The organism is Pseudonocardia sp. HH130630-07 (genome assembly GCF_001698125.1).
Lineage (GTDB): Bacteria > Actinomycetota > Actinomycetes > Mycobacteriales > Pseudonocardiaceae > Pseudonocardia.
In genome coordinates this window covers 1,139,489-1,161,702 of sequence record NZ_CP013854.1, presented here as the reverse complement: position 1 = coordinate 1,161,702, position 22,214 = coordinate 1,139,489, and the positions used below count along the sequence as shown (strand labels likewise).

The 22,214-nt window shown below is 74.4% G+C and carries 12 protein-coding genes and 1 pseudogene; 6 read left to right on the top strand and 7 right to left on the bottom strand.

Annotated elements, in window-relative coordinates:
* Positions 1–44: 44 nt before the first annotated feature.
* Complete coding sequence (locus AFB00_RS05485) at positions 45–818, bottom strand: HARBI1 family protein (RefSeq protein ID WP_060714430.1); 774 nt, start codon at positions 816–818, stop codon at positions 45–47.
* A gap of 346 nt (positions 819–1,164) precedes the next feature.
* Between AFB00_RS05485 and AFB00_RS05480 the strand changes: the two genes are divergently transcribed.
* Positions 1,165–1,980, top strand: a complete 816-nt coding sequence (locus AFB00_RS05480; RefSeq protein ID WP_156819395.1) for a hypothetical protein — start codon at positions 1,165–1,167, stop codon at positions 1,978–1,980.
* 46 nt (positions 1,981–2,026) lie between these two features.
* On the opposite strand, the gene AFB00_RS05475 is transcribed toward AFB00_RS05480, so the two are convergent.
* The gene (locus AFB00_RS05475) at positions 2,027–2,611 is read right to left on the bottom strand and encodes a TetR/AcrR family transcriptional regulator (protein WP_231974231.1); all 585 of its coding nucleotides are present in this window, start codon (positions 2,609–2,611) and stop codon (positions 2,027–2,029) included.
* Positions 2,612–2,723: 112 nt separating this feature from the next.
* Between AFB00_RS05475 and AFB00_RS05470 the strand changes: the two genes are divergently transcribed.
* Both AFB00_RS05470 and AFB00_RS05465 read left to right on the top strand, forming a co-directional pair.
* The gene (locus AFB00_RS05470) at positions 2,724–3,509 is read left to right on the top strand and encodes an MBL fold metallo-hydrolase (RefSeq protein ID WP_068796315.1); all 786 of its coding nucleotides are present in this window, start codon (positions 2,724–2,726) and stop codon (positions 3,507–3,509) included.
* Positions 3,510–4,503: 994 nt separating this feature from the next.
* Complete coding sequence (locus tag AFB00_RS05465) at positions 4,504–7,167, top strand: hypothetical protein (RefSeq protein ID WP_068796314.1); 2,664 nt, start codon at positions 4,504–4,506, stop codon at positions 7,165–7,167.
* On the opposite strand, the gene AFB00_RS05460 is transcribed toward AFB00_RS05465, so the two are convergent.
* From AFB00_RS05460 to AFB00_RS05450, 3 genes are all read right to left on the bottom strand, one after another.
* The gene (locus AFB00_RS05460) at positions 7,120–8,028 is read right to left on the bottom strand and encodes an IS3 family transposase (protein WP_060710839.1); all 909 of its coding nucleotides are present in this window, start codon (positions 8,026–8,028) and stop codon (positions 7,120–7,122) included. The two genes, AFB00_RS05465 and AFB00_RS05460, sit on opposite strands and share 48 nt — an antisense overlap.
* The gene (locus AFB00_RS05455; protein WP_060710840.1) at positions 8,025–8,315 is read right to left on the bottom strand and encodes a transposase; all 291 of its coding nucleotides are present in this window, start codon (positions 8,313–8,315) and stop codon (positions 8,025–8,027) included. The genes AFB00_RS05460 and AFB00_RS05455 overlap by 4 nt, the downstream gene beginning before the upstream one ends.
* A gap of 147 nt (positions 8,316–8,462) precedes the next feature.
* Positions 8,463–8,855: a hypothetical protein gene (locus AFB00_RS05450; protein WP_068796313.1), complete on the bottom strand. Its 393-nt coding sequence runs from the start codon at positions 8,853–8,855 to the stop codon at positions 8,463–8,465.
* 255 nt (positions 8,856–9,110) lie between these two features.
* Here AFB00_RS05450 and AFB00_RS05445 point away from each other — a divergent pair, with 255 nt between their 5' ends.
* On the top strand, positions 9,111–10,544 hold the full coding sequence (locus AFB00_RS05445) for an IS1380 family transposase (RefSeq protein ID WP_068796312.1): 1,434 nt from the start codon (positions 9,111–9,113) through the stop codon (positions 10,542–10,544).
* A gap of 123 nt (positions 10,545–10,667) precedes the next feature.
* Here AFB00_RS05445 and AFB00_RS05440 read toward each other — a convergent pair whose 3' ends face one another.
* Entirely contained in the window at positions 10,668–10,913 is a 246-nt protein-coding gene (locus AFB00_RS05440) for a hypothetical protein (RefSeq protein ID WP_068796311.1), read from the bottom strand.
* On the opposite strand from AFB00_RS05440, the gene AFB00_RS05435 reads away from it, so the two are divergent.
* Both AFB00_RS05435 and AFB00_RS05430 read left to right on the top strand, forming a co-directional pair.
* Positions 10,902–17,759, top strand: coding sequence for a hypothetical protein (locus tag AFB00_RS05435; protein ID WP_068796310.1), 6,858 nt, complete (start codon positions 10,902–10,904; stop codon positions 17,757–17,759). The two genes, AFB00_RS05440 and AFB00_RS05435, sit on opposite strands and share 12 nt — an antisense overlap.
* Entirely contained in the window at positions 17,678–18,562 is an 885-nt protein-coding gene (locus AFB00_RS05430) for a hypothetical protein (protein ID WP_068796309.1), read from the top strand. Before AFB00_RS05435 ends, AFB00_RS05430 begins: the two co-directional genes overlap by 82 nt.
* Positions 18,563–21,302: 2,740 nt before the next feature.
* On the opposite strand, the pseudogene AFB00_RS31440 reads toward AFB00_RS05430, so the two are convergent.
* Positions 21,303–22,200, bottom strand: a pseudogene (locus tag AFB00_RS31440) (IS5 family transposase).
* Positions 22,201–22,214 lie beyond the last annotated feature (14 nt).

Sequence of the window (22,214 nt, the reverse complement as noted above, 5' to 3'; positions counted from 1 at the left end):
ACTGAGAACACCTCAGTGAGCCTTTCCCAGTAGGTGCTGGTTGATCATGTGGTTCGGTCGTGCTCGACGTGGAGGAGAACGAGCGCGGCGGCGGTGATCGCGCCGATCCGCCAGGGGCAGAAGCTGACCCGACGCAGCGCCTTGAAGGTGGTCTTGAGCAGGGAGTTCCCGCGTTCGGCCACAGCCCTGACGGCGGAGTGCAGCGTGTTGACGGTGCGCTTGTCCACCGACAGCCCACCGCCGGTGGGGGTCTTGAACGGGCAGGTCAGGCGGGTGTTCTCACCGTCGTAGCCGAGGTCGGCGAGCACGACGTGGGTGTCGTCGGTCCAGTCCTCGATCGCGTCGAGCAGGCCGGGGTGGCCGCGGGCGCAGGTGGTGTCGTGCTCGCGGCCCGGGCGCACCGGGGATGTCCACAACGGCCACCCGTCAGGCGCGGTGAGGACCTGAACGTTCCCGCCGTGGACGTGGTGCTTGCCCGACCACCACAGATCCACTCCCGGGGTCGGTCCGGGAGTGCGGGAGCGGTCAGTGTGGATCACGGTGCCGTCGAGGTGAACGTGGGTGTGCCCGGCGGTGCGGGCCGCGAGCAGCGCGCCGGGCAGTCCAGGCGCGGCGGCGGCCAGAACGTCGATGCCTTCGTGCAGGTAGCGGTAGGTACTCGACAGGCTCAGCTGGTTGTCGGCGGCGAGCTGGGCGACCCGGGTGGCGTCGAGGAACCAGCGCAGCACCAGCACCGCGTGGCGGTCACAGTCCAGCGCGCGGCGCCCGCGCCGGGTCCCGCGCCGGAGGCGTTCCTCGGCCAACAGTCGCGACAACATGGACGCGGTGGGCTCCCCGATCGGGAGCACGGCGGTGTAGGTGACAGGATCGGGCACGCGGGACCTCGGTGGTGAGTCGATCTTTGAGCGGACCGACCTCTTCTACCGGGGTCCCGCACCCTCGTTGAGCACCTCCACGCCCCCGGCGTGTCGCCGCCAGCCGCTCCCCACTACTGGGAAAGGCTCAGTGGGCGGGAATCTCCGACGCCGTCCACCACAGTTCGGGAGCGCGCCAGGGGCGGGAATCCTCCGGATTCCGCGGCGGCTTTACCGGCCGGATCCACGCTGGTGGCGGGGCCGTCCGGCGGACCGACGGCCCGTCCCGGCCCGCGTCGGCGGTGTGCAGATGAGCCCGTCCGCCCACGCCGTCCTGCGCAGCTTCGACGGTGACGACCTCGTCGTCGCCGCCGACTTCGGTGTCGCGGGGCGCCCGGCCGCCACCGTCACCGAGCTCGTCGCCGAGCTGAAGACCGAGTGCACCGTCTGGGAGACCCTGCCCCCGCCCTACGGCGACGAGACCGGGATGGGCGGGCGCCAGCACGTCGACCGGTGGGTGCGCGACGTCCGTGACGGCGGCCGGGCGGTGCGCGCGGTGCTCGGGTTCTGCCGCGGCAGCGTCTACGCCGGGGCGATGCACCGGGAGATCTCGCGGTGGCAGGACCCGCCGCTGCTCATCCTCCTCGACCCGGACCGGCCACACCGCAGGATGATCGTCGACTACTTCGGCGAGATGCTGGTGTCCCGGCTGGAACCGATGCTCTCGACCACCGAGATCGAGGAGGTGGTCCAGGCCGGGCGCGACGTCGACGGCAAGGCGGCGGACCCCCTGGAGCTGGCCGACGGCCTCGGCGCGCTCTGCCGCCAGATCCTGCCGCCGGCCTGCCAGCGGGCCGGGATGGTCGGGGAGCGCAGCACCGAGCTGGCCCGGATCCTCGCCAGCTACCTGCACTGGCTCGCCGCCGCGACGGAGTTCGACGTACGGCCGCTGTGGTCCTCGGCGATCGCGCTGAACTCCGGTTCCGAGGGATACGGCCTCGACGCCTTCGACGAGGCGGACCGCGCCGGCCTGGTGGCCGAGGTCATCCAGTGCGAGACGCCCTACGAGGACCTCATGCGCTCGGCCGAGGTGGCCCGGGTGATCGACGACCTGCTGCGTCGCTGACCCGATCCGTCCGGAGGGGCACGTCGCCCGCCGCCCGCGCCGCCGGTCAGGTCCGGGTCAGCGTCCGGTCGATCGCACGGCGGGCCCGGCCCGCGGCGGCCGGGTCGTGCTGCAGCTGTACGGCGGCGTTGAGCGCCAGCCCGGCGGCGAGGATCTCGAACAGCGCCTGCTCGACGTCGAACCCGGCCGGCAGCTCGTCGTTCCGCACCGCGGCGACGAGGTCGGTCCGCAGCCGGTCCCGCCAGCGTGCCCAGGCCTCGGCGACGGCGTCCCGGACCCGCCCGGGGCGGCCGTCGTACTCGGTCAGCGCCGCGGTCATCATGCAGCCGCCGGGGAGCAGCGGCTCGGCCAGGTAGTCCACGGAGTTCGCGCAGACCGCGCGCAGCCGGCGCAGGCCCGGCGGCAGCGCGGCCGCCGGTTCGACGACCCGGTCCCAGAACGCCGCGAACGCCGTGTCCAGCGTGGAGATCTGCAACGTCTCCTTGGTGCCGAAGTGCTTGTGCACCCCGGACTTGCTCATCGCCAGCTCCTCGGCGAGCCGGCCGATGGTGATGCCGTCGAGGCCCTCCTCGGAGGCGATCTCGGCGGCCCGGCCGAGGATCCGGCCCCGGGTGGCCTGCGTGTCGGCCACTGAGCGTCGAGGTGACATGTGACGAGGTTAGCGTACGTCCGTTCGCTATTGATTAAGCGAACGCCCGTACGCTAATTTCCCCCGGACGACCACCGGGACGAAGGAGTGCGAGATGCGGGTGCGACGACTGGGCTGGGCCGGGCTGGAACTCGAGGCGGGCGGTGCGCGGCTGGTGATCGACTACGTGCGGGACCTCTCGCCGCTGTTCACCGGGTGGCGGCCCGGCGAGGACCTGTCGGTGCCGGCCGGGCCGGTCGCCGCCGCGCTGCTCACCCACCTGCACCGGGACCACACCGACGCGGCCGCGCTCGCCGGCGTCCTGGAACAGGGTGCGCCGGTGCTGCGCCCGGCACCCGGTCACGGCGACGACGTGGACAACGTGACGACGCTGCCCGCGGAGGCCGAGCTGGTCCGGCACCGGCTGGCGACCGAGGTCGTCGACGCCTGGTCCGTCCGCGACCTCGGGCCGTTCCGCGTGACCGCGGTCCCGGCCGTCGACGGGCTGGGTGATCCGCAGCTGAACTGGGTGGTGCGGGCCGACGGGCAGCGGGTCCTGCACGGTGGCGACACGATGTTCCACGGCTACTGGTGGCTCGTCGCGCGCCGGTTCGCGCCGTTCGACGCGGTGGTCCTTCCCGCCAACGGCGCCGTGGTCGATGCGCCGCACCTGCAGCCGCCGAGCCCGTTCCCCGCCGCGATGGACCCGCGCCAGGCCGCCGCGGCCGCGGAGATCCTCGACGCCCGGCACGCGATTCCGATGCATTACGAGACCAGGCAGCCGGACAAGATCCCCGGTTACGTCGAGGCCGCTGATCCGGCGGTGCAGTTCCGTGCCCACGCCGGACCGCGGGCACGCGTACTGGCCGTCGGTGAATGGCTGGACCTCGCTGCAGGGTGACGCCGGTCCCGGATCGGGCGCGAACAGGGTTCCGCGCGTATCCGGTGCGCGGGCGATCGGATCGGGCGATCGTGCGGCGAATCGGCCCGCGTCCGGTCACGATCCGCCCGGTGACGCCGTTGCGGACAGGGAGGAATCGGCGGCCGCTCGCCCGATCCGATCGAACGGAACCGCGGACGCTTCGACGCCGGATCGGCCCCGTCCACCGGATACGGAAGAGCCGGGTGTGGCCGATCCCCGGCATTCGGCGCCGCCGGCGAACCTGTTCCCCGGCCGCGCCCGTTCTCGCGAACTCGTCGACAGCAGGGCTCGCACGACATCCGTGGCGGCCGATCCGGATCCACGAACCGTTCTTCCGGTCGTGCGCCGTCCTGTTCGACCGAGCGGCAGAGGCCCGGCATTCGCGCGGGCCCCGTCTTCGGGTGTTCCTGGTGTCCCGCCGCCGGATACGGGCCCGGTGAGTGAACGTCCGGAATCCACCGATCCCGCAGGGGACCGGTTCTGTGGTGTGGCACCTGTCGGGCCGCCGCGGCGCAGATTCCGGTCGCTGACCGCTGCCCGGGCGGGCTCGTGAGAGGACCGTCCCGGGCCATGTCCGGCTCCCCGATCGCACGGGTCGTGGCCTGCGGTGGGGGGCGATCGTTCAGGAGATCGTCGAAGGAAGCGTGACACGGCGGGTTCGCCGAACTACAGTCCTCGTCGATCGGACGTGCAGCGCTGGGTACTCGCGTCGCCCGTACGGTTCGCAGCCGAGGCCGGTGGTGCTCGTGGCCCGCCCGCTTCGTCTGTGGTGTGCGGCTCCCTGTGTCGTGGGGCCGGGTGCCTCTGCGTGATGTGACCGTGGCCGGTGCCGGCGCCGTGTAGGCGACAGTTTCCCAGGGGTCACCTTCCCCGGTACCGCCCGAAGTCCTGGTCGTTCGGCCGGTGTCTTCTCCGATGGGCCTGCACGCGCGGCCCGTTCGCTGGTTCCTCTTCTTCCGGTTGGAGTCTTCCGATGGTGCGCACGTTCACGATGGGCAGGGAGCGCCGTTGCGGCGTCGTCCTGTCGGTCGTGTTGCGTGCGGCGCTGGTCGCCTGTGTGGTTCTGGGTGGGGTCGCGACCGCCTGGTTCCTGTCGTCCGGGGCATCGTCTCGGGTGGTGGGTGTCGAGCTGGTGGCGTCGTCGGCTGATTCGTCCGACGGGGATTCCGGTGGCGATTCCTCCGGTGAGGATTCCGGTGGCGGGGATTCCGGTGGCGGGGACGGGAAGTCGGACGGCGGTAAGAAGTCCGGCGGCGGGGATGAGAAGTCCGGCGGCGGTAAGAAGTCCGGCGGCGATGAGAAGAACTCGGACGACGGTGAGAAGTCCGACCGTGGCGGTGAGAAGTCCGACGGCGGTGAGAAGGCCGACCGCGGCGATGGGAAGTCCCGCGGCGGTGAGAAGTCCGGTGGCGAGAAGTCCGATCGTGGTGGTGGGAGGTCCGGCGGCGCCAAGAGCTCCGGCAGCGGTGCGAAGAAGTCGGGCGGTGACACGGCGTCCGACCGCGGTGAGCGGAAGTCCGATCGTGACTCGGCGTCGTCGGGCGGTTCCCGGAAATCCGACGGTGGTGGGAAGTCGGGCGGGGAGAAGTCCGATCGCGTCCGGACGTCCGAGGGTGGTTCGAAGCGGGGCAAGGGTGAGCGGGCCGAGCGGTCCGGTTCCGGGGCGCAGCCGAAGCGTTCCGCGTCGTCGCGTTCCGGTGAGCGTTCCTCCGGTCGTGCGGGGTCCTCGGATCGGGTCGCGGAGAAGGCGGAGAAGGAGGCGGCCGCTGCGCGGAAGTCCGCGGAGAAGAAGGTCGCCGCCGCTGAGCGGGCTGTGGAGAAGAAGGTCGCCGCCGCGCAGGAGAAGGTCGCGCGGAAGGCCGGGAAGGCTGCCGAGAGGATTGCCGCGGCCACGATCGCGGCCACGACGGCTGGTGCTGACGCCGCTGGGAAGGCCGTGCCCGAGCAGATCTCCGCCGTGCACGAGCACGCCGCCCGGAAGACCGTGGAGAAGACCGCTGTCGAGAAGACGGCGGCCGCACGGAAGGTCGCCGACGAGGCCGCCGCGGCAGCAGAATCGGCCGGGGAGATCGCCCGGGCGAGGACCGCCGTCGCGCACGAGACGGCCGGCGCGATCACCGAGCGGGCGACCCGGCGGGCGGCCGGGTTGTCCACCGAGGCCGGCGGGGCCGATGCCCGGCGGGTCGTGGAGCGGGTAGGACGGGACGTGGCGCCGGTCCGTGCCGCGGCGGAGCGGCACGGGGTGCACGACTCCGACCCACAGCGGTCGGGGGCGGCGCTGCGGTCCGCGGAGCGGGCCATGGACCGTGTCGACCGGATCGCCGGTGAGGCGGGCGCGCAGACCCGGGACCGCGTGGAGCACGTACTGGCGGCGCATCGGGTGGGCGGCTCCGCGCAGCGGCCGGGTGAGGTCCCCGCGGACCAGGTGCGCGCCATGGTGCGACAGATCCTCGACCGGGCCCACGTCACCGGCGGAAGCGCACCGGCGATGGGGCGCGAGATCGCCGGCCACGCGGTGGAGCGGACCCGGTCGACCGTTGTGGACGTCCGGGAGCGTGTGCCGGGACGCGATGTGGAGCGGGCGGTCGATGCGGCGGGTGCAGCGACCGCGGAGGGCACCGCCGTGGATGGCGCGGTGTCGCAGCGGGGCGGGGACGTGTCCGGACGGTCGGTCGCGGAGCTCGAGCGTGCGCTCGTCGCGCAGCTGCGGCGCGGCGCCGGGGACACGGTCGGGTCGACGCAGGTGCTGGAGCGGGCGCGGCAGGTCACCGGGCAGGTGCTCGGGAGTGGCGGCGCGGTGGCGGAGCGGGTGGTGTCGGGCTCCGGGGTGCGGTCGGAGTTGCGGCGGGCGCTGGCGGGTGTGCGTGGTGTGACCGATGAGGCGTTCACCGCGGTCGGGGAGCAGGTCTCTGATCGGCAGCGGGACGGCTCGGTCGAGCGGGTCGTGGCCGGTTCCCGGCGGGCCGGGGTCGAGCCGGTGACCGGTCTGGCGACGGGGTTGGCGGGTGTGGTCGAGCGCGCGGTCCTCGACCGTGGCCGCAGCGTCGGGCGTGGGGCCGGGCCGGAGGGGATCCGGGCGGCGGTGGCGCAGGCACGCCGGACGGTGGGGGAGCAGGCGGGGACGGCCGGAACGCGGGTCCTGGACGTTCTGCGCCGGGCCGGGCTGGACGCGGACCGCTGGGAGCGGGCCGGTGACGGTCGGGAGTCGCTGCAGCGTCTGGTCGAGCGGGCTGTCGCGGGTGGTGCGGCCGGGCAGGTTCTGCAGGGTCGGGAGTCGTGGCGCCGGGTGGCCGAGCGCACGGGTGCGGATCTGGCCGGCGCCGACCGCGCCGACCGTGGCGGTCGGCTGGATCCGGTCGATCGGACGGGTCTCCACGGGGCCGAGTGGGCGGATCTGGCCGAGCGGGGCGGTGTCGAGCGGGCCGGTGTCGAGCGGGCCGGTGTCGAGCGGGGCGATCGGGCCGATCTGGTCGGGCGCGTCGAGGCGGACCGGGCCGAGTGGGCCGACCGGGCCCGGGATCTGGGCCGTGGGGCCCGGGACGGGTCTGGGGCGAGCGGATTGCGGTTCCCCCGAGATCGTGGAGGGTTCTTATGCCGCGTCTCGGGTGAGGGCGGCGTTCTCGTAGTTGATCGGTGAGAGCCCGGCGGCGGCACTGTGTCGCCGCCGGTGGTTGTAGAAGCCGTAACACCAGTCGATGACCGCCGCCCGCGCCCTACTGATGGTGTCGAAGTCGTTGCGGGACAGCACTTCCCACTCCAGGCTGGAGAAGAACGCCTCCGCCGCGGCATTGTCGAAACACGACCCGACCCGGCCCATCGACTGACGGATGTCGAGCCGCCGACACAGAGCGGTGAACGCGCCCGCGGTGTAGGTCGACCCGCGGTCGGTGTGGAAGATCACCCCGGCGATTCGGTCCGCCCCGCCGCGGGCCGCCACCGCCATCCGGATCGCCGCACACGCCAGCTCGGCGTTCGGGTGCAGCCCCGTGGCCGCGCCGAGCAGCCGCCGCGAGTACAGGTCGATCACCGTGGCCAGATACAACTTCCCGGCCGCGGTGGGGATCTCGGTCATGTCCCCGACCCATCTGCGGTTCGGCTCGGCCGCAGTGAAACCCCGACGAAGCAGGTCCGGGAACTTCGGCGCCGTGCGGTCCTGGCGGGTCAGCCCGTTGTGCCGCTTGATCCGGCGGGCGACCAGGCCCTGGCGGCGCATCGAGTCCGCCACGGTCTTCTCCGACACCCGCCATCCGGCCTCACACAGGTCGGCGTGCAGACGGGGTGAGCCGTGTAGCCGCTGGGCGTCGTCGAACGCCACGGCCACGGCGGCGTCCAACGCGCAGCGGCGCTTCTCGGTCGCGGTGGCACCACCGTCGGAACGCGCGGCGCGGTCGAGCCACTTGTACAACCAGGAGATCGACACCCCCAACAGGGCGCAGGCCAGCGTGTGCGGCACCCGGTGGAAGGTCCTCTGGTCGGCGATGAAACGGGCCACGCTCACTTCGTCGCCTCCTTGACCCACAGGACCACGGATCGCTTGAGGACATCACGCTCCATCCGCAGCTCGGCGTTCTCCGCGCGCAGCCGCTTGAGCTCCTCGACGCCGCCGCGAGACAGGCCCTCGGTGTCCTCGCGGGCCTCTCGTGCACGGGCCACCCAGTTGCCCAGCGTGCCCTCGTTGACCCCCAGGTCACGGGCGACCTGGGCGATCGGCTTGCCCGTCTCCTCCACGACCCGGACCGCTCCGTCACGGAACTCCCGGTCGTAGCGCTTCCGTACCTCTGGCATCGCTACCCCTTATAGCTGATGCCTCCCCGATCATGGGGGAACCGCAGATCGCTGCGCGAGGCCGTTCGGAACGCGGTCGAGGACGCCCGGAGCGAGGGCCGGTCGCTGGTGCTGGGTGAGGGTTCGGCCGAGCGGGTGGGTGGGGCCTCACCCGGGGGTCGGGGGCAGGCCCGTCAGGCTCTGGCGCAGGTGCGTGACGCGGCGGACGGGGCGTTCGAGCGGGCCGGATCCGGGGCCGGGCGCCACGGTGGTCCCGTGGTGGGTGCGGTGCTGGAGGTGGCTCGGGGCGCGGTCGATGCGGGGTTGCGGCTGGCCGAGCAGCTCCTGGCCGCGGCCGGCGACGGTGTTCCGCAGCACGCTCGGGAGTTCCCGGGCGAGCGCAGCCCGGAGGGTGTGCTCGTGCCGCGCTCGGGTGAGCGCGATCGGCTCTCCGCGGGATCGGCGGACGAGGACCGCGGTGGTGCCGGCCTGGACGGCCCGGCGACCGATCTGCTGGGCGAGACTCCGCAGGCCCGTCTCGGCCGTGGCTGCGACGGCCATGGCTGCTCCGACGGTGTCCGCGACGGTCGCGACGAGCTGACCGTCGAGGGCCGCGGCCCCCCGAGCGACGACGGTTATTGGTACTCCGACTCCTCTGACCCGAATCCGCGAGTTGCGCTGGTGGCCGGACTGGGGAGATGGCGATAGGTGCCCGCTGACCTGCGATGATCGTGTTTGCGACGACACGACATTGCGGGTTGAGAGGACACCTATCAGGTGCGAACAGTACGCAAGCGACGCCCGCGGTGTGCGCGGGTGCGTCTCGGCGCGCCGGACGCGGCGCTGACCAGGTTCTCCGGGCTGGCCGCGGTGACCGAGCTGATCGACCGGCTCGGGATCATCGACAAGCTCGACGCCGCGGTCGGGCCCATCAAGGACCGCGACCGCGGGTGCAGCGCCGGGCAGATGCTGGTCGGCATGTCGGCGGCGCAGCTGTGCGGGGAGGACTTCCTGGTCGGGCTGGACCGGCACCGCGCCGACACCGCCGGGCAGGCACTCACGCCGGTGCCGGGGTTGGCGTCCACGACCGCCGCCGGGCTCGCGCGCAAGTTCATCGAGGGGCAGTGGGCGGCGGTGGAGACCGGGCTCGGTGACGTGCACACCACCGCGCTGGACCTGCTCGCCCAGGTCGACCCGGACCGGGCCGAGCAGCTGACGGCGGACGTGACGATCGATCTGGACACCACCGATGTCGAGGTTTACGGCCGGCTCAAGCAGGGCGTGGCGTTCAACCACCAAGGCCAGCGGGTCGCCCGCCCGCACGTCGCGACCTGGGCCGACACCGCGGTGGTGCTGGCCGCTGACCTCGGTTCGGGCCGGGATGACCCCCGCGCCACCAGCGCCGAGCTGTTCCACCGGGCGCTGGCCGCGCTCCCCGCGCAGGCGCGGGCGGGGCGAGTCCGCGTGCGTGCGGACGCGGGCTACTTCGCCGGGCAGCTCGCCCGCGCAGCCCTGTTCGTCGGCGTGGAGTTCGCCATCGGCGCCCGACGCATCGCGCCGCTGTGGCGCATCCTCGACGGCGTCGCGGCCGACGGGTGGACCGACGCGATCGACATGACCGGCGCGCAGGTCGCGGTGGCCGACTATTGCCCGAACTGGTGGCCCGCAGCGACCCAGCTGCTGATCCGTCGGGTCCGGCTCGACCTGGACCACGGCCAGGTCTCCGGTGACCCGCGAGCGCGGCGCCGACGCACCCTGCACCCCGCCCAGCGGGCGCTCCCGCTCGACGACCTCGCTACGGTGGCCAAGGTCGACGGGGTGTTCGCCTACTCGTTCATCGTGACCAACCTCGACGTCTCCACACCTGCCGCAGCCGCGCAGGCCGAGTACTGGTACCGCCACCGCACGAAGGTGGAGAACCTGTTCCGCGACACCAAGCACGGCGCCGCGCTGCGCCACCTCCCCTCCGGACACCTCGCGGTGAACCGAGCCTGGATGTGGGGCGCACTCCTGGCCGCCACCACCAGCGGGTGGCTGCACCACCTCACCGCCCGCACCCGCGACGGGCGCCTGGTCGGGCACGGCGTCCGCGGCGGCCAGGCCATGATCGCCACCCTGCGCCGGCGGCTGATCACCATCCCCGCCCGCCTCGTGCGCCACGCCCGCGGCCTCACCCTGCGCCTACCACCCGGCGAGCACCTACTCGCCGAGGTCCTCGCCCGCGTCCGCGCCCTGCCCGCTCCGTCCTGACCCGGCCGCACCGGCCCCGACCAGCACAGGAACCCGCCACCCGAGGCGACACTCGGGCCGCCCGCTTGCCCACCACCCAACTCCCGACCCAAGCAACATCAACTTTGGCCGACCAAGATCAGCTCATAGCCTACTCGCGGATTCGAGTCTGAGCAGACCGACCGCGTCCTGCAGGGCAGGCTGGACGTCGAGCAGGGCCGCAAGGACCTGGCGGCGACGAAGAAGAAGGTCGCCTCCGGCGACGCCACGAAGGCCTCCTACACCGAGGCCGAGACCGAGCAGCGTGAACTGGAGCAGCGCGTCGACGACGACGCCGCAGCCCTGTCCCCCGAGCGCGCCGCGCTGGTCAACGACGTGGTGGACGGTCACCGCGACCTCACCGCCACCGACGAGAAGCTCGCCTCCCAGCGCAAGCAGGTCGAGGCGGGCACCCTGTCCCAGGCCCGTTACGACGAGGCCGAGGCCGCCCGCGACGACCGCGCCGCCGAGGTCTACGACGACACCGACCGGCTCGCCGCGGCGTCGGGTCACGACACCGGCGTCGATCTCGACGGTGACACCGCGGCCGGGTGCACCACCAGCGGGGCGTTCGGTTCCTGCGCCGCCCGCGCCCCCGGTGATCCCGCCGAGCCCGGCGCGGGGCGTGACGACCGTGTCCGCACCGCCGGGTACGACGGCGCCTTCGGTGACGACCGTGTGGCCGAGCGCCGGGACACCGAGGACTGCCGGGCGCTGGCCGGGGTGTCCTCCTGCGGCGTCACCGCGGGCGAGGGCAAGCAGAAGGCGTCCGCGTCGTGCACGCTGACCGGTTCCGACCCGCGCTGCGCCACCAGCACCACCGGCGAGCGCCCCACCACCGGTCCGGGCGGCGAGAGCGCGACGACCACCGCGAACGCCTCCTGCGACACCGCCGAGGGTGACTGCCGTCTGGGGTCCACGGTGGGCGAGCGGGGTGCCGGGGCGGACTGCACGGGCGCCGGTTGCACCGGGCAGGTCTCCGCCGAGCGTGCCGGCGCCGGGCCGGCCGCGGCGTCGGAGCCGGAGCGCACGGCGTCGGCGTCGGCGTCGTGCACCGCCGGTGCCGAGGGCTGCGGGCTGCGGCTCACCGCGTCCCCGGGCGACGAGTGGTCCCCGGCCCGGGCGAACGGCGCGGTCGAGTGCGCCGTGGAGCGCGGCTGCACCGGGCAGGCCTCGGTCGAGACCGGCGGTGAGGTCGAGACCTCCACCGCGACGTCCCCGAAGGCCGCGACGACCGGCACGACCCCGACGACCGGCACGACCCCGTCGACCGGCACGACCCCGGCGGCGGGCACGTCCGCGACCGGCGCGCAGGCCCCGGCCGGGGTGACGCCGGCGGAGGGCGACACCGCGGGTACCGCGCGTTGCGAGGTCACCGGTGGTGGCTGCCAGGCCCGCAGCGCGTCGGAGCCGGGCGGGCCGGCCTCCCGCGACCGGTCCGGGTTCGCCGGTGCCGACCGTGCGGGTCGTAGCCAGGCCGAGGCGGTCGTCGACTGTGCCGGTCGGGAGGGCTGCACCGGCACCGGCCGCAGCACCACGAAGGCCGCCGGCGAGCGCCCGGTCACCACCGAGGCCACGACGCCCGCGACCGCCGGCACCGGTGCCACCAGCGGGGCCGCGGGCACGAAGGCGATCACCGCCCCGGTCGTGCGGACGACGTCGGGTGCGGCGGACTGCACCGCCGAGGCCGGCCGGTGCACCGCGGGCAGCTCCTCGGACGCCTCGCCCCCGGACGGGGCTCCCGGCACCGGGTTCGCCGGTCTCGACACCGGTGACGCGGCTGATTCGGGTAGCCGGGCGTCGTCGAGGGTGGACTGCTCGGTGGGTACGACCGGCTGCACCGGCAAGGGCGCTTCGTCCACGAGCAGTGCCGGGTCCGGGGACCGGGTCACCGACCCGGCGACGGGGAAGGTCACCGCGGCCACGCTGAAGACCGCGACCGGTTCGGGGACCTGCACCACCACCGCCGGCACGTGCGAGAGCACCTCGACCGCGCAGACCGGAGCGCGCGCCGCCACCGGTGACGTCCCGGCCGGACTGTCCAGCACCTCGGACGTGACCGGCACCGCCGACTGCGCCGCCGGCGCCGAGAACTGCTCCGGGAAGGTCACCAGCACGGTCACCGGCGCCGACGCGGACGTCGACGGCGGCAGGGCGAAGACGAGCACCGGTGGCGCGACCTGCACCGTGACCGGCGGCGGTTGCCACGCCCAGACCCGTTCGCAGGGCTCGTCCGGTCCGGAACGGACGCTGCCCGGGGAGAAGCCGGGTACGGGGCCGTCGGCGATCTCGACGTCCTCGGCGCGGGTGGACTGTGCGGCCGGTGCGCAGTGCTCGGGTACGGCGACCAGTACCGCGACCAGCCACGATCCCGCCACCGGGAAGCCGAGGACCACCACCGGGTCGGCGTCGTGCACGGGCACCAGCGGCGGCTGCTCCCCGCAGACGACCTCGGTCGCCTCCACCGGCCCCGGTGCGGCCCGGACCCTGTCCGCCGACCCCGCCCAGACGCCGAAGGCGCAGCAGGCCGGGGCGTCCGCGGCGTCGGCGTCGGGGGCCGCGCTGGACTGCGCCGCCGGCGCGTCCTGTGACGGGACGGTGCGCAGCGCCGCGTCGGGTGACGACGGCGGTCAGGGTCGGGGTTCGCACGGGTCGGGGTCGTGTGAGGGTGCGGCCGACGGGTGCCGGGCGGTCAGCAACTCCGGCGGCTCGGCCGGTCCGGACGCCTCGGTGATCGCCGCCCTGGTCGAGGGCCACTCGAGCAGCAACGCCACGGTCTATCAGGGGCGCAGCGAGCAGGCTTCCGACCGGCAGCCGACCGGTCCGGGCGACGAGGCGCGGGATGAGGGCGAGCAGCCTCCGGCGACGTTGCCGGCCGGGTCGCCGGGCGCGGGTGCGAACGCCGCCCCGAGTGTGTCGGGTGCCTCGGCGTGGACGAACGCCTCCGCGGTCCTGGACTGCGCCGGCGGGGAGGGTCCCTGCCGGGGCACGGTGCGCAGCTCGGCCTCCGGTAGCGAGGACACCGGTCGTGAGGTCGGTGCCCGGGGTGCGCGCGGCCCCCCGGCCGATGCGAGTTCCTCGACCAGCACCTGCACCAGCACCGGCACCGCATGCCGGGGCACCACGAGCTCCACTGCGGGCAGTGGCCAGGTCGTTGCCGACGTCGTCGTCCTGCAGCGTCGCGCGGCCGCCGAGACCGCACGCACCGACGCCGACACCGCCACCGACGAGGCCGACCGGCTCCGCGAGACCGCGGACGCCGCCGCCGAGCACGCCGAGCGTGTCGAGGACGACCCGTTCGCCTCATCGGAGCAGCGCCGCGCCGCGACCGCCGAGCAGGCCGCCGCCGAGCAGGCCGCCACGGCCGCGGAGACGACGGCGACCACCGCGGAGAAGACCGCGACCGCCGCCGAGAAGAGCGCCCGCTCGAAGATCGAAGGCGCCTCCGCGGCGACGAGCGACTCCCAGGCCTCCGGCGAGTGCGCCGGGACCGGCTGCACCGCCACCGTCACCGGGCAGGCCCGCTCCACCACCCCGGCCGGGGACGCCGTCTCCGACTCCCGTTCCCGCGCCACCTGCACCGCCGGTGACAGCGGGTGCGCGGTACAGGCCGGGGCGTCGGCGGTCACCGACCCGACGATCGAGGGCACCCGCAGCGGCGCCACGAACGCCACCGCCGCCCTGGACTGCCCCGACGGCTCGTGCCGGGGTGCGGCGTCGGCCGACACCGTCTCGGCCACCGTCATCGACGGCGACGCCGACGCCGCGATCGCCGCCGCCCGCGCCGGCCGCGACCAGGCCACCGCGGACGAGGCCGTCCGCGCCGCCGACGAGGCCGCCCGCGCCGCCGAGCAGGCGGCCCGTGCCGCGGAGAAGACGGCCGAGTCCGCCCGTACTGACGCCGAGTCGGCCCGAGCGCGGGCCACCGACCCGGCCGATGCCGCCGGCGCGCCGGCGGGCGACCCGGCCGCCGAGCGGGCGGCCGACGCTGCCGCCGGACGGGCGGCCGCCGTGGCCGCTGGGCGGGCGGTGGCCGCCGAACGGGCCGCGACCGCCGCCACCGGGCGGGCCGAGGCCGCGGCCGCCGCTGCCCGGGCCCGGAACGCCCGCGAGGCCCTCGACGCGATCGAGGTCCCCCGCGTCGAGAGCCGGTCCGCGACCGTCGGTCTGGCCGGGTCGGCCACGAGCTGCGACGGCGACGGCCAGAGCTGCCGTGCCGTGGTCGGCACCGAGGGATCACTGACCCTGTCGGGCACCGGCGCGGACGCGACCGGGGCGAGCACCGCCGGCGCGTCCGGGACCTGCCGCTCCGGGAACTCCGACTGCCCGGTGCGCGGACGGAGCACCACGCTCAGCACCGACGACCCCACCACGATCGCCCCCGACCTGCGGGCCGGTTCGGTGGCCCCGCGCGACGGGCTCGCCCACGGCATCGCCACCGCGACCTGCGGCGGGCAGGGGGCCTGTGAGGTCGCCACCGGCGGCGCGACCGCGCGGGACAACGCCGAGCTGACCGCGCAGTGCACCGGTGAGGGGTGCCGCACCCGCACCCACGCGGTCGCCGACGCCGGCGGGAACGCCGCACGCTCGACGACGTCGTGCGTCGCCGGTGCCGACGGTGCCTGCCGCGGCGGCGGGCAGGCCGGGGCCACCACCGACGGGGCGCAGGTCTCCGCGGTGTGCGCGGCGACCGAGGGCTCGACCTGCCGGCACTCCTACTCCGCGGGCTCGACCGCGTCGGACCGGGCGCCGGGTAACCGGGCCGACGCCTCGGCCCGCTGCTCGGCCGCCGGCGGAGCGGGCAGCGGCTGGTGTGCCACCACCGCGTCCGCGCAGGCCCGCCCGGACGGGGCGATCGCCGCCGCGGCGTGTCAGGGCAGCGCCGGGTCGGGGTGTTCCTACCGCTACTCCGCGTCCAGTACGGCTACGGCCGGGGCGGCCGCGCAGGCCGATGCGGCCGGGTACGGGTCCGGTGGCCGGGGGTCGGGGTTCGTCCAGACCAGTGCGGCCGCGGCGGCCGGTGGTGGGGCGGCGCAGGCGTCGTCGTCGTGTGTCGGTAGTGCGGGTACCTCGTGCCGGCACTCCTACTCCGCGCAGGTCAGCGACTCGGCTACGGCTGGTGGGTCGACCGCGTCGGCGTCGGCGGCCGGGACCGGCGGGGGTGGCACGGGTGGTGGTGGGGTCGCGGTCACCGCGCAGGCCGTCGCGGGTCCCGGGCAGGCGTCGGCGTCGTGTTCGGGTGCGGCGAACTGCCGGCACTCCTACTCGGCGGCCTCGAGCGCGTCGGCGTCCGCTCCGGGGGCACAGGCCAGCGCGTCGGCGTCGGGGTCCGGTGGTGGTGGGCAGGGTGGCGGTGGGGTGTCGGTGTCGGTGTCGGTGTCGGCGAGCCCGGGGCAGGCGTCGGCGTCGGCGTCCTGCTCCGGCGCGGCGAACTGCTCGTCGAGCTACTCGGCACACGCCGAGGCCGACGACAGCGCCGAGACCGCACCCAGCTGGGACCAGCCGGGCCTGGCCTGGAAGGCGCACGGCGAGGGCACCTGCTCGGGCAGCGGCAACGGCGGCTGCGGGGTCTCCGCGTGGGCCGTGGCCGGTCCGGGTGGCGGCGGTGGCGCCACCTGCTCCGGGGACTGCGCGAACTTCACCCAGAGCGGCTCGAACACCGGCGTCGTCACCGCTCCCTCGCTGCGCGACCAGGCCGCCGCCCAGCAGCAGGAGGCCGAGGAGCTCGGGCCGGACGGCAAGCCGATCCCGATCGAGGAGATGGGTGAGAACGACCGCGGGATCGAGGGGAGGTTCGACGAGGACGGCAACCCCGTCCTGAGCGTCAAGTCCTCCGGCGACGACGAGGTCACCACCGAGACCTGCCGGGACGGCTGCGCGAATGGCGCCACCCTCACGACCGAGGACGGCGAGACCGTCCGCTACCGCCCGGGCGAGGGCTTCGACGGCTCGGTGCCGATCGAGCGGAAGGCCGAGGAGAAGGACACGGTGGCCGGCTCGCACGGCGTCGGGCTGCACCGCGACGCCGACGGCAACGGCTCGGGCTGGGTCCGCGGTACCGGCCGGATGCGCGACGGCCGCACCGGCGAGACCGTGCGCTACACCAACTCCGAGGGCCGCAAGCCGGCCGAGATGCAGAACTCGTTCCGGACGAGCAGCCCGAAGGGCTCGCCGGTGCACAGCACCTGCAACGGCGGTTGCGACTACCAGGGCCCCACCCAGGGGGGCGGCGTCCCGGAGAGCGGCGGCCGGGACCACCTGGAGGTCAAGGGCCCCTCGGGCGACATCACCGGCCGCGACGGCGCCGGTAACCCCGCGCGGATCACCTTCCAGGGCGAGGGGACCTTCACCTCGGCCGAGGGCGACGTCGTGCACTCCGACGGCGTCGCGTTCGACCCGAGCAGGAACGTCACCACCATCATCAGCCGCGACGGCGAGGGGAACCCGGGTCAGTACAGCCTCGGCGAGTCCGAGACCGGTCACATCGCGCTGCGTGAGGGCTACCGGATCGGCCAGGACCGGGGCCGGCAGGTCCACACGTTCACCGACGGCGAGCGCCTCGAGGCCGCAGCGGCAGGCGTGAACCTTCCCGAGCAGATCACCTCCGGGGGCAGCAACCGGATCCAGGTGACGACCCCGGACGCGAACGGCGACGGCGGCCGGATCAGCTGTGTCGGCGACTGCACCCTGACCCGGCCGGACTGGGCGCAGGTCCGCGAGCAGAACTGCCCGAACTGCCGGATCGTCGAGCCGATGGTCCGGGAGGGGCAGACGCCGTCGGAGACCGCGTCGGTCGTCTTCCTCGGCGACTCCGACGCCACCCAGACGTGGACCGACCCGTACGGCAACTCGACCAGCTGCAAGGCCGGTACCAGTGCCGACGGCTGCCAGGTCGGGATGAACTACGGGCCCGGCGGTGGTGCGGTCTGCCGTGGCGGGGACTGCAGGTCGACCACCGTCGCCGCCACTCGCTGGAGGGCGAGGGGTACCTGCTCTACCCGACGAAGGACGGCCGGGAGAACGTCGGCTTCGGCTGCCGCGCGGGCGCCGGCGAGTGCACCACCTCCCCGGACCTGCCCGAACTGGGCTGGATCGCCGACCCGGACGCGTCCTGGATGCCGGCCATCGACCCCACGTTCACCCGTCCCGCCCAGGACAGCGCGGTCGACCGTGAGCTGGCCGGCCACCTCGGGCTGAAGCCCGGCGACCCGCTCCCGCCGCTGAACCCGTCCGAGCTGAGCGCCATGGAGGAGGAGAACCCGGAGCTCTACGCGCGGTACCAGGAGGCGCTGCCGGAGCTGACCCCGGCACAGGAGGACGGCGCCGTCCTGAAGGTCGGCAGCGCGCTGAGCACGCTGCAGGTCCGCCGCACGGAGAACGGCCCCCGGGCCCGTGCCCTGGACGAGGCGTTGACCGCGCAGGAGCGGGCCAACCGCGACGGGGTGGCCGTCGCCCCGGAGCACCTGCGGGTCATCGACGACTTCGCGAAGGCCGACCCGGAGATCGCCCACGCCCGCGGCCTGGTCGACGCCGTCCGCGGCGTGGCCGGGCAGCGCCCGAACATCACCGGTGACCAGGCGGACGCGATCGGCGGCGCCACCACGATCCCCGGGCACCGGGAGGGGTTCGAGGGGATGGGTCGCGCCCCGGACGGCACACCCGCGGTCGAGCCGTCGCCCGCGGACCGGGCGAAGGCGAACGCCGCCCAGATCGCCGGGATGACCCTGGTGCCCCGCCAGTACGAGCTGAGCACGCGCCAGGCGACCTTCACCGACCGCCGGACCGCCCTGCAGAAGGACCCGAGCGCCACCCCCCGCGCAGTACGCGGCGCTCGAGGCCGAGCGGCTGAGCCTCAACGAGGAGATCGGGTCGGTCAACGGCGTACGGAACCGGATCGCGGCCACCGACGCGCACCTGAAGGAGGTCGGCGGCGCGGGCGTCGTCTTCTCCCCGGAGCGGCGTCGGCAGCTCGACATCGCCGCGGCCGAGGCGACCGGTGACACCGCGCTGGCCGCCGAGCTGCGGACGTGGGACTCCCTGCTGACCCGCAGCGAGCGGCTGGGCCGGGAGATGAAGGAGTCCGGCGACCCGCGGCAGGAGCAGCTCGCCGAGCGCTACGAGAAGCTCGGCTCCGCGGTCGCGCTGAACTACAACACCATCGCCCGCGACCAGGGATCCCGGACCCCGGGATCGACCCTGGGCGAGCTGCAGCTGCCCTCCAGCGGCCGGGCCGACGTCTTCTACGCGAAGAGGTCCGCGTTCAACCGGCCCTCGCTCGACGGCGTGACCGATCCGCTGGCCAAGCGGTACCTCGACGAGGGCCTCGCGGGCGAGCCGTCGCTGGGTGAGGACCCGCGGGACCGCCGGGCGGAACTGGCCGCCCGGGGCAACGCGGACGAGCTGTTCGGCGAGCTCCTGCGCGGCGAGGTGAAGGTCGAGGACATCGAGGAGCTGAGCGCCCGCCGCGAGGTGGCGAAGCGCGTCGGCGAGGGCGGTTCGGTCGCACGGCGGGGGATCCTGTTCGAGGACGAGGACGGAAACCTCGGGATGATCGACGTCTACCGGGCGGGCGACCGGTACGTCGACGCGAACGGGCACCACTACGGCGACCTCGAGGACTTCCGCAACAACAACGAGATCTTCGGTGAGGACACGAGGATCTCGACGCCGGGCGACTGGGGAGCCACCGGCGGACCGATCGACATGACCTCGACCAACGGACGGCACATCAGCGGCTGGGACAAGAGCAAGGGCTACGTCCTCGGCGGCGCCATGGTCGTCGGTGGTGCGCTGACCTGGTGGACCGGCGTCGGGACCGGAGTCGCGATGTCCGGCGGGGCGATCCTCGCCGGTGGCGCCGGTGGCGCCGGTGTCGTCCTGCTCGCCGGCGGGACCGTCTACACCACCATCGACGCCAAGAAGACCCTGGACAACCGTGAAGCCCACGGTCAGAGCACCAGCCTCTCCGATCCGACCGTCCGCAACGCCTACCTGACGTTCGGCGGCAACGCGCTGGCCGCCGTCACGTTCGGGCTCGGCGCCGGTGCCACCAGGCTGGCGACCCTGTCGTCGCGGGCGTTCACCGCGGGCAACCAGGCACGGGCCGCCACGCTGGCCCGATCGTCCCTGCATGCGAGCGACGCCGCGCGGTGGGCCAACCGGGCTGCGCTGGGCACGTTCGGGGCCACGGCCGTCGACCACACGGTGGCCTTCGTCAAGAGCGACACCAAGGGCGCCCGTGAGATCGGCGACCTCGCGCTGACCTGGGGGATGCTCGCCGCACCGATCGCGATGAGCAAGGTACGGCCACCGTCGTCGTCCCCGGCCGGGAAGCGGCTCGCGAACGGCGAGATGCGGAAAAACTACGTCCCGCCGGACGCGCTGGTCGCGCTGCGGGACGGCACCGAACCGCCCGCAGCGTGGATCGCGCGGGTCGACCCGGCGGGGGCGGCTGCCCCGGCGTCCCGGGTGACCGAGCCGCTCTCCGGGATCGAGGGCCCGCGCCCACCCCGCGTCCCGTCGGACGGGACGTCGCGGCCGTCGACGTCGCCGACGCGGTCGCCGGGGGAACGTGGCCAGACCACGCGACCCGGGACCGGGCGGAACGCATCCGGTCAGCGCTCCACGACGACCGGGTTGCGCGACCAGGCGCGCAACCTCCGGAACCAGGTGCGGGACCTGCGGAACCAGGCCCGGGATCTGCGGAACCAGGCACGGGGCCGGCAGAACCAGGCCCGGGGGCTGCGGGGCCAGGCACGGACGCTGCAGAACCAGGTGCGGGATCTGCGTGCCCAGGTGCGGGACCAGCAGGGCCGGGCGCGTGGTCTGCAGAGCCAGGCTCGGGTGCTGCGGGGCCAGGCGCGGACGCTGCAGAACCAGGCGCGCGGTCTGGACCGCCGAGCGCGGGAGCTGCAGAGCCGGGCGCGTGGTCAGCAGGGCCAGGTGCGTGAGGCGCAGGCGCAGGTGCGGGACCTGCAGGCCCGGGCGCGGGCTCTGCAGGAGCAGGCGCGGGAGCTGCAGAGCCGGGCGCGTGGTCAGCAGGGCCAGGCACGTGAGATGCAGGCGCAGGCGCGGACCCTGCAGAACCGGGCGCGGGACCTGCAGAACCTGGCCCGTGGCCAGAACGGGCAGGGCACCGGGGCGGTCCCCGGCACGGGGACCACGACCGGCTGGGGCGGCGGTACCTCGGGACGGGGCACCAGCCCGGACCGCACCGGTGTCACCGGTATCGGCCGGCCTCCTGCGCCGAGCGGCGACCGTGCCCCCGCCTCCGCAGGCGACTCGCGGATCCCCGCAGGCGACCCGCCGAAGCCGGGCCGCGAGCGTCCCACCGGACCCGCTGCGCCGCCCCGGCAGCAGCCGAACCGAACGAATGACGAGGTGGTCGCCGAACGCTCCACCGGCACCGGCGGCGACAAGCCGCCGCCCGGCACGCTGGACAGGTCGCCCGCCGACGGGCCCGTCCCGACCCGGGACGGTCCCGGCACGGACCCGACGGCGGCGAGCGGATCGACGCCGGGGACCCCGCGCAACCGTGGACCTCCGCCGGCCGGGACCGATCCCACCACCGCCCGCACCCCGGGCGAGGCCGGTGCGCCCCGCGCGCCGGAGCGCGCCACCGACGGTGGTGCCGATGCCCCGACGAACGCCCAGGACGGAACGAACGGGAACGGAGGCCGCGCGGGACAGGAGCCGGCAGGCCGGCAGCAGCACAACCGCGACGGAGGACGCAACGATGAGCTAGGGTGTGTCTCCCAATGCGCGGAGCCAGGTGACGATTGCCTTCAGGACGGCGCCGCCGCGGAAGGTCAGGGCGAGCTTGTCGTAACGGGTGGCCAGCCCGCGCCACTGCTTGACGTGGCAGAACCCGCGCTCGACGACGTTGCGGTTTCGGTAGTCGACCGGATCGAATGCGGGCGGTCGGCCGCCGCGTGAGCCCCGTCGTTTGCGGTGTCCCTGCTGGTCAGAGGGCTCCGGAATGACAGCGATGATCCGGCGCTCGCGCAGGTGCCGGCGGATCGCGCGTGAGGAGTAGGCCTTGTCCGCGCGCACGCGTTCAGGCCGGGTCCGGGGTCGTCCCGGGCCCGGTCGGGCGATGCTCAGGTGCGCCATCAGGTGCGGAAACATTGGCGAGTCGCCGCCCTGGCCGGGGCCGAGGAGGACCACCAGCGGGCGGCCGTGCCCGTCAACGAGCTGGTGGATCTTCGTCGACAGCCCTCCGCGGGACCGTCCCAGCGCGTGATCTGCTGGTTCGGCGAGCAGATTCGTGTAGTTCGATCCGGCCCCCTGTGTCGCGCTTGAGGGTCGCGGCGTGCTGGTGGGCACGGATGATCGTGGAGTCCACGCTGACCGCCCACCCGAGCACCTCGGCGGCGTCGGCCTCGATCAGAAGAGCAGCCAGGATGTGGTCCCAGGTGCCGTCGCCGCTGTAGCGGCGGTGCCGCTTCCACAACGTCTGCCACGGCCCGAACTCGGCTGGGACGTCGCGCCAGGGAAGCCCGCACCGATACCGGTAGATGATCCCCTCGATCACCCGGCGGTCATCGCGGAACGGGCGCCCGCGACGACCCTCGGAGGAGGGCAACAGCGGCGCCAGACGGGCCCACTGGGCATCAGTCAGGACAGCGGTACGCGGCACCGATCAAGCATCGC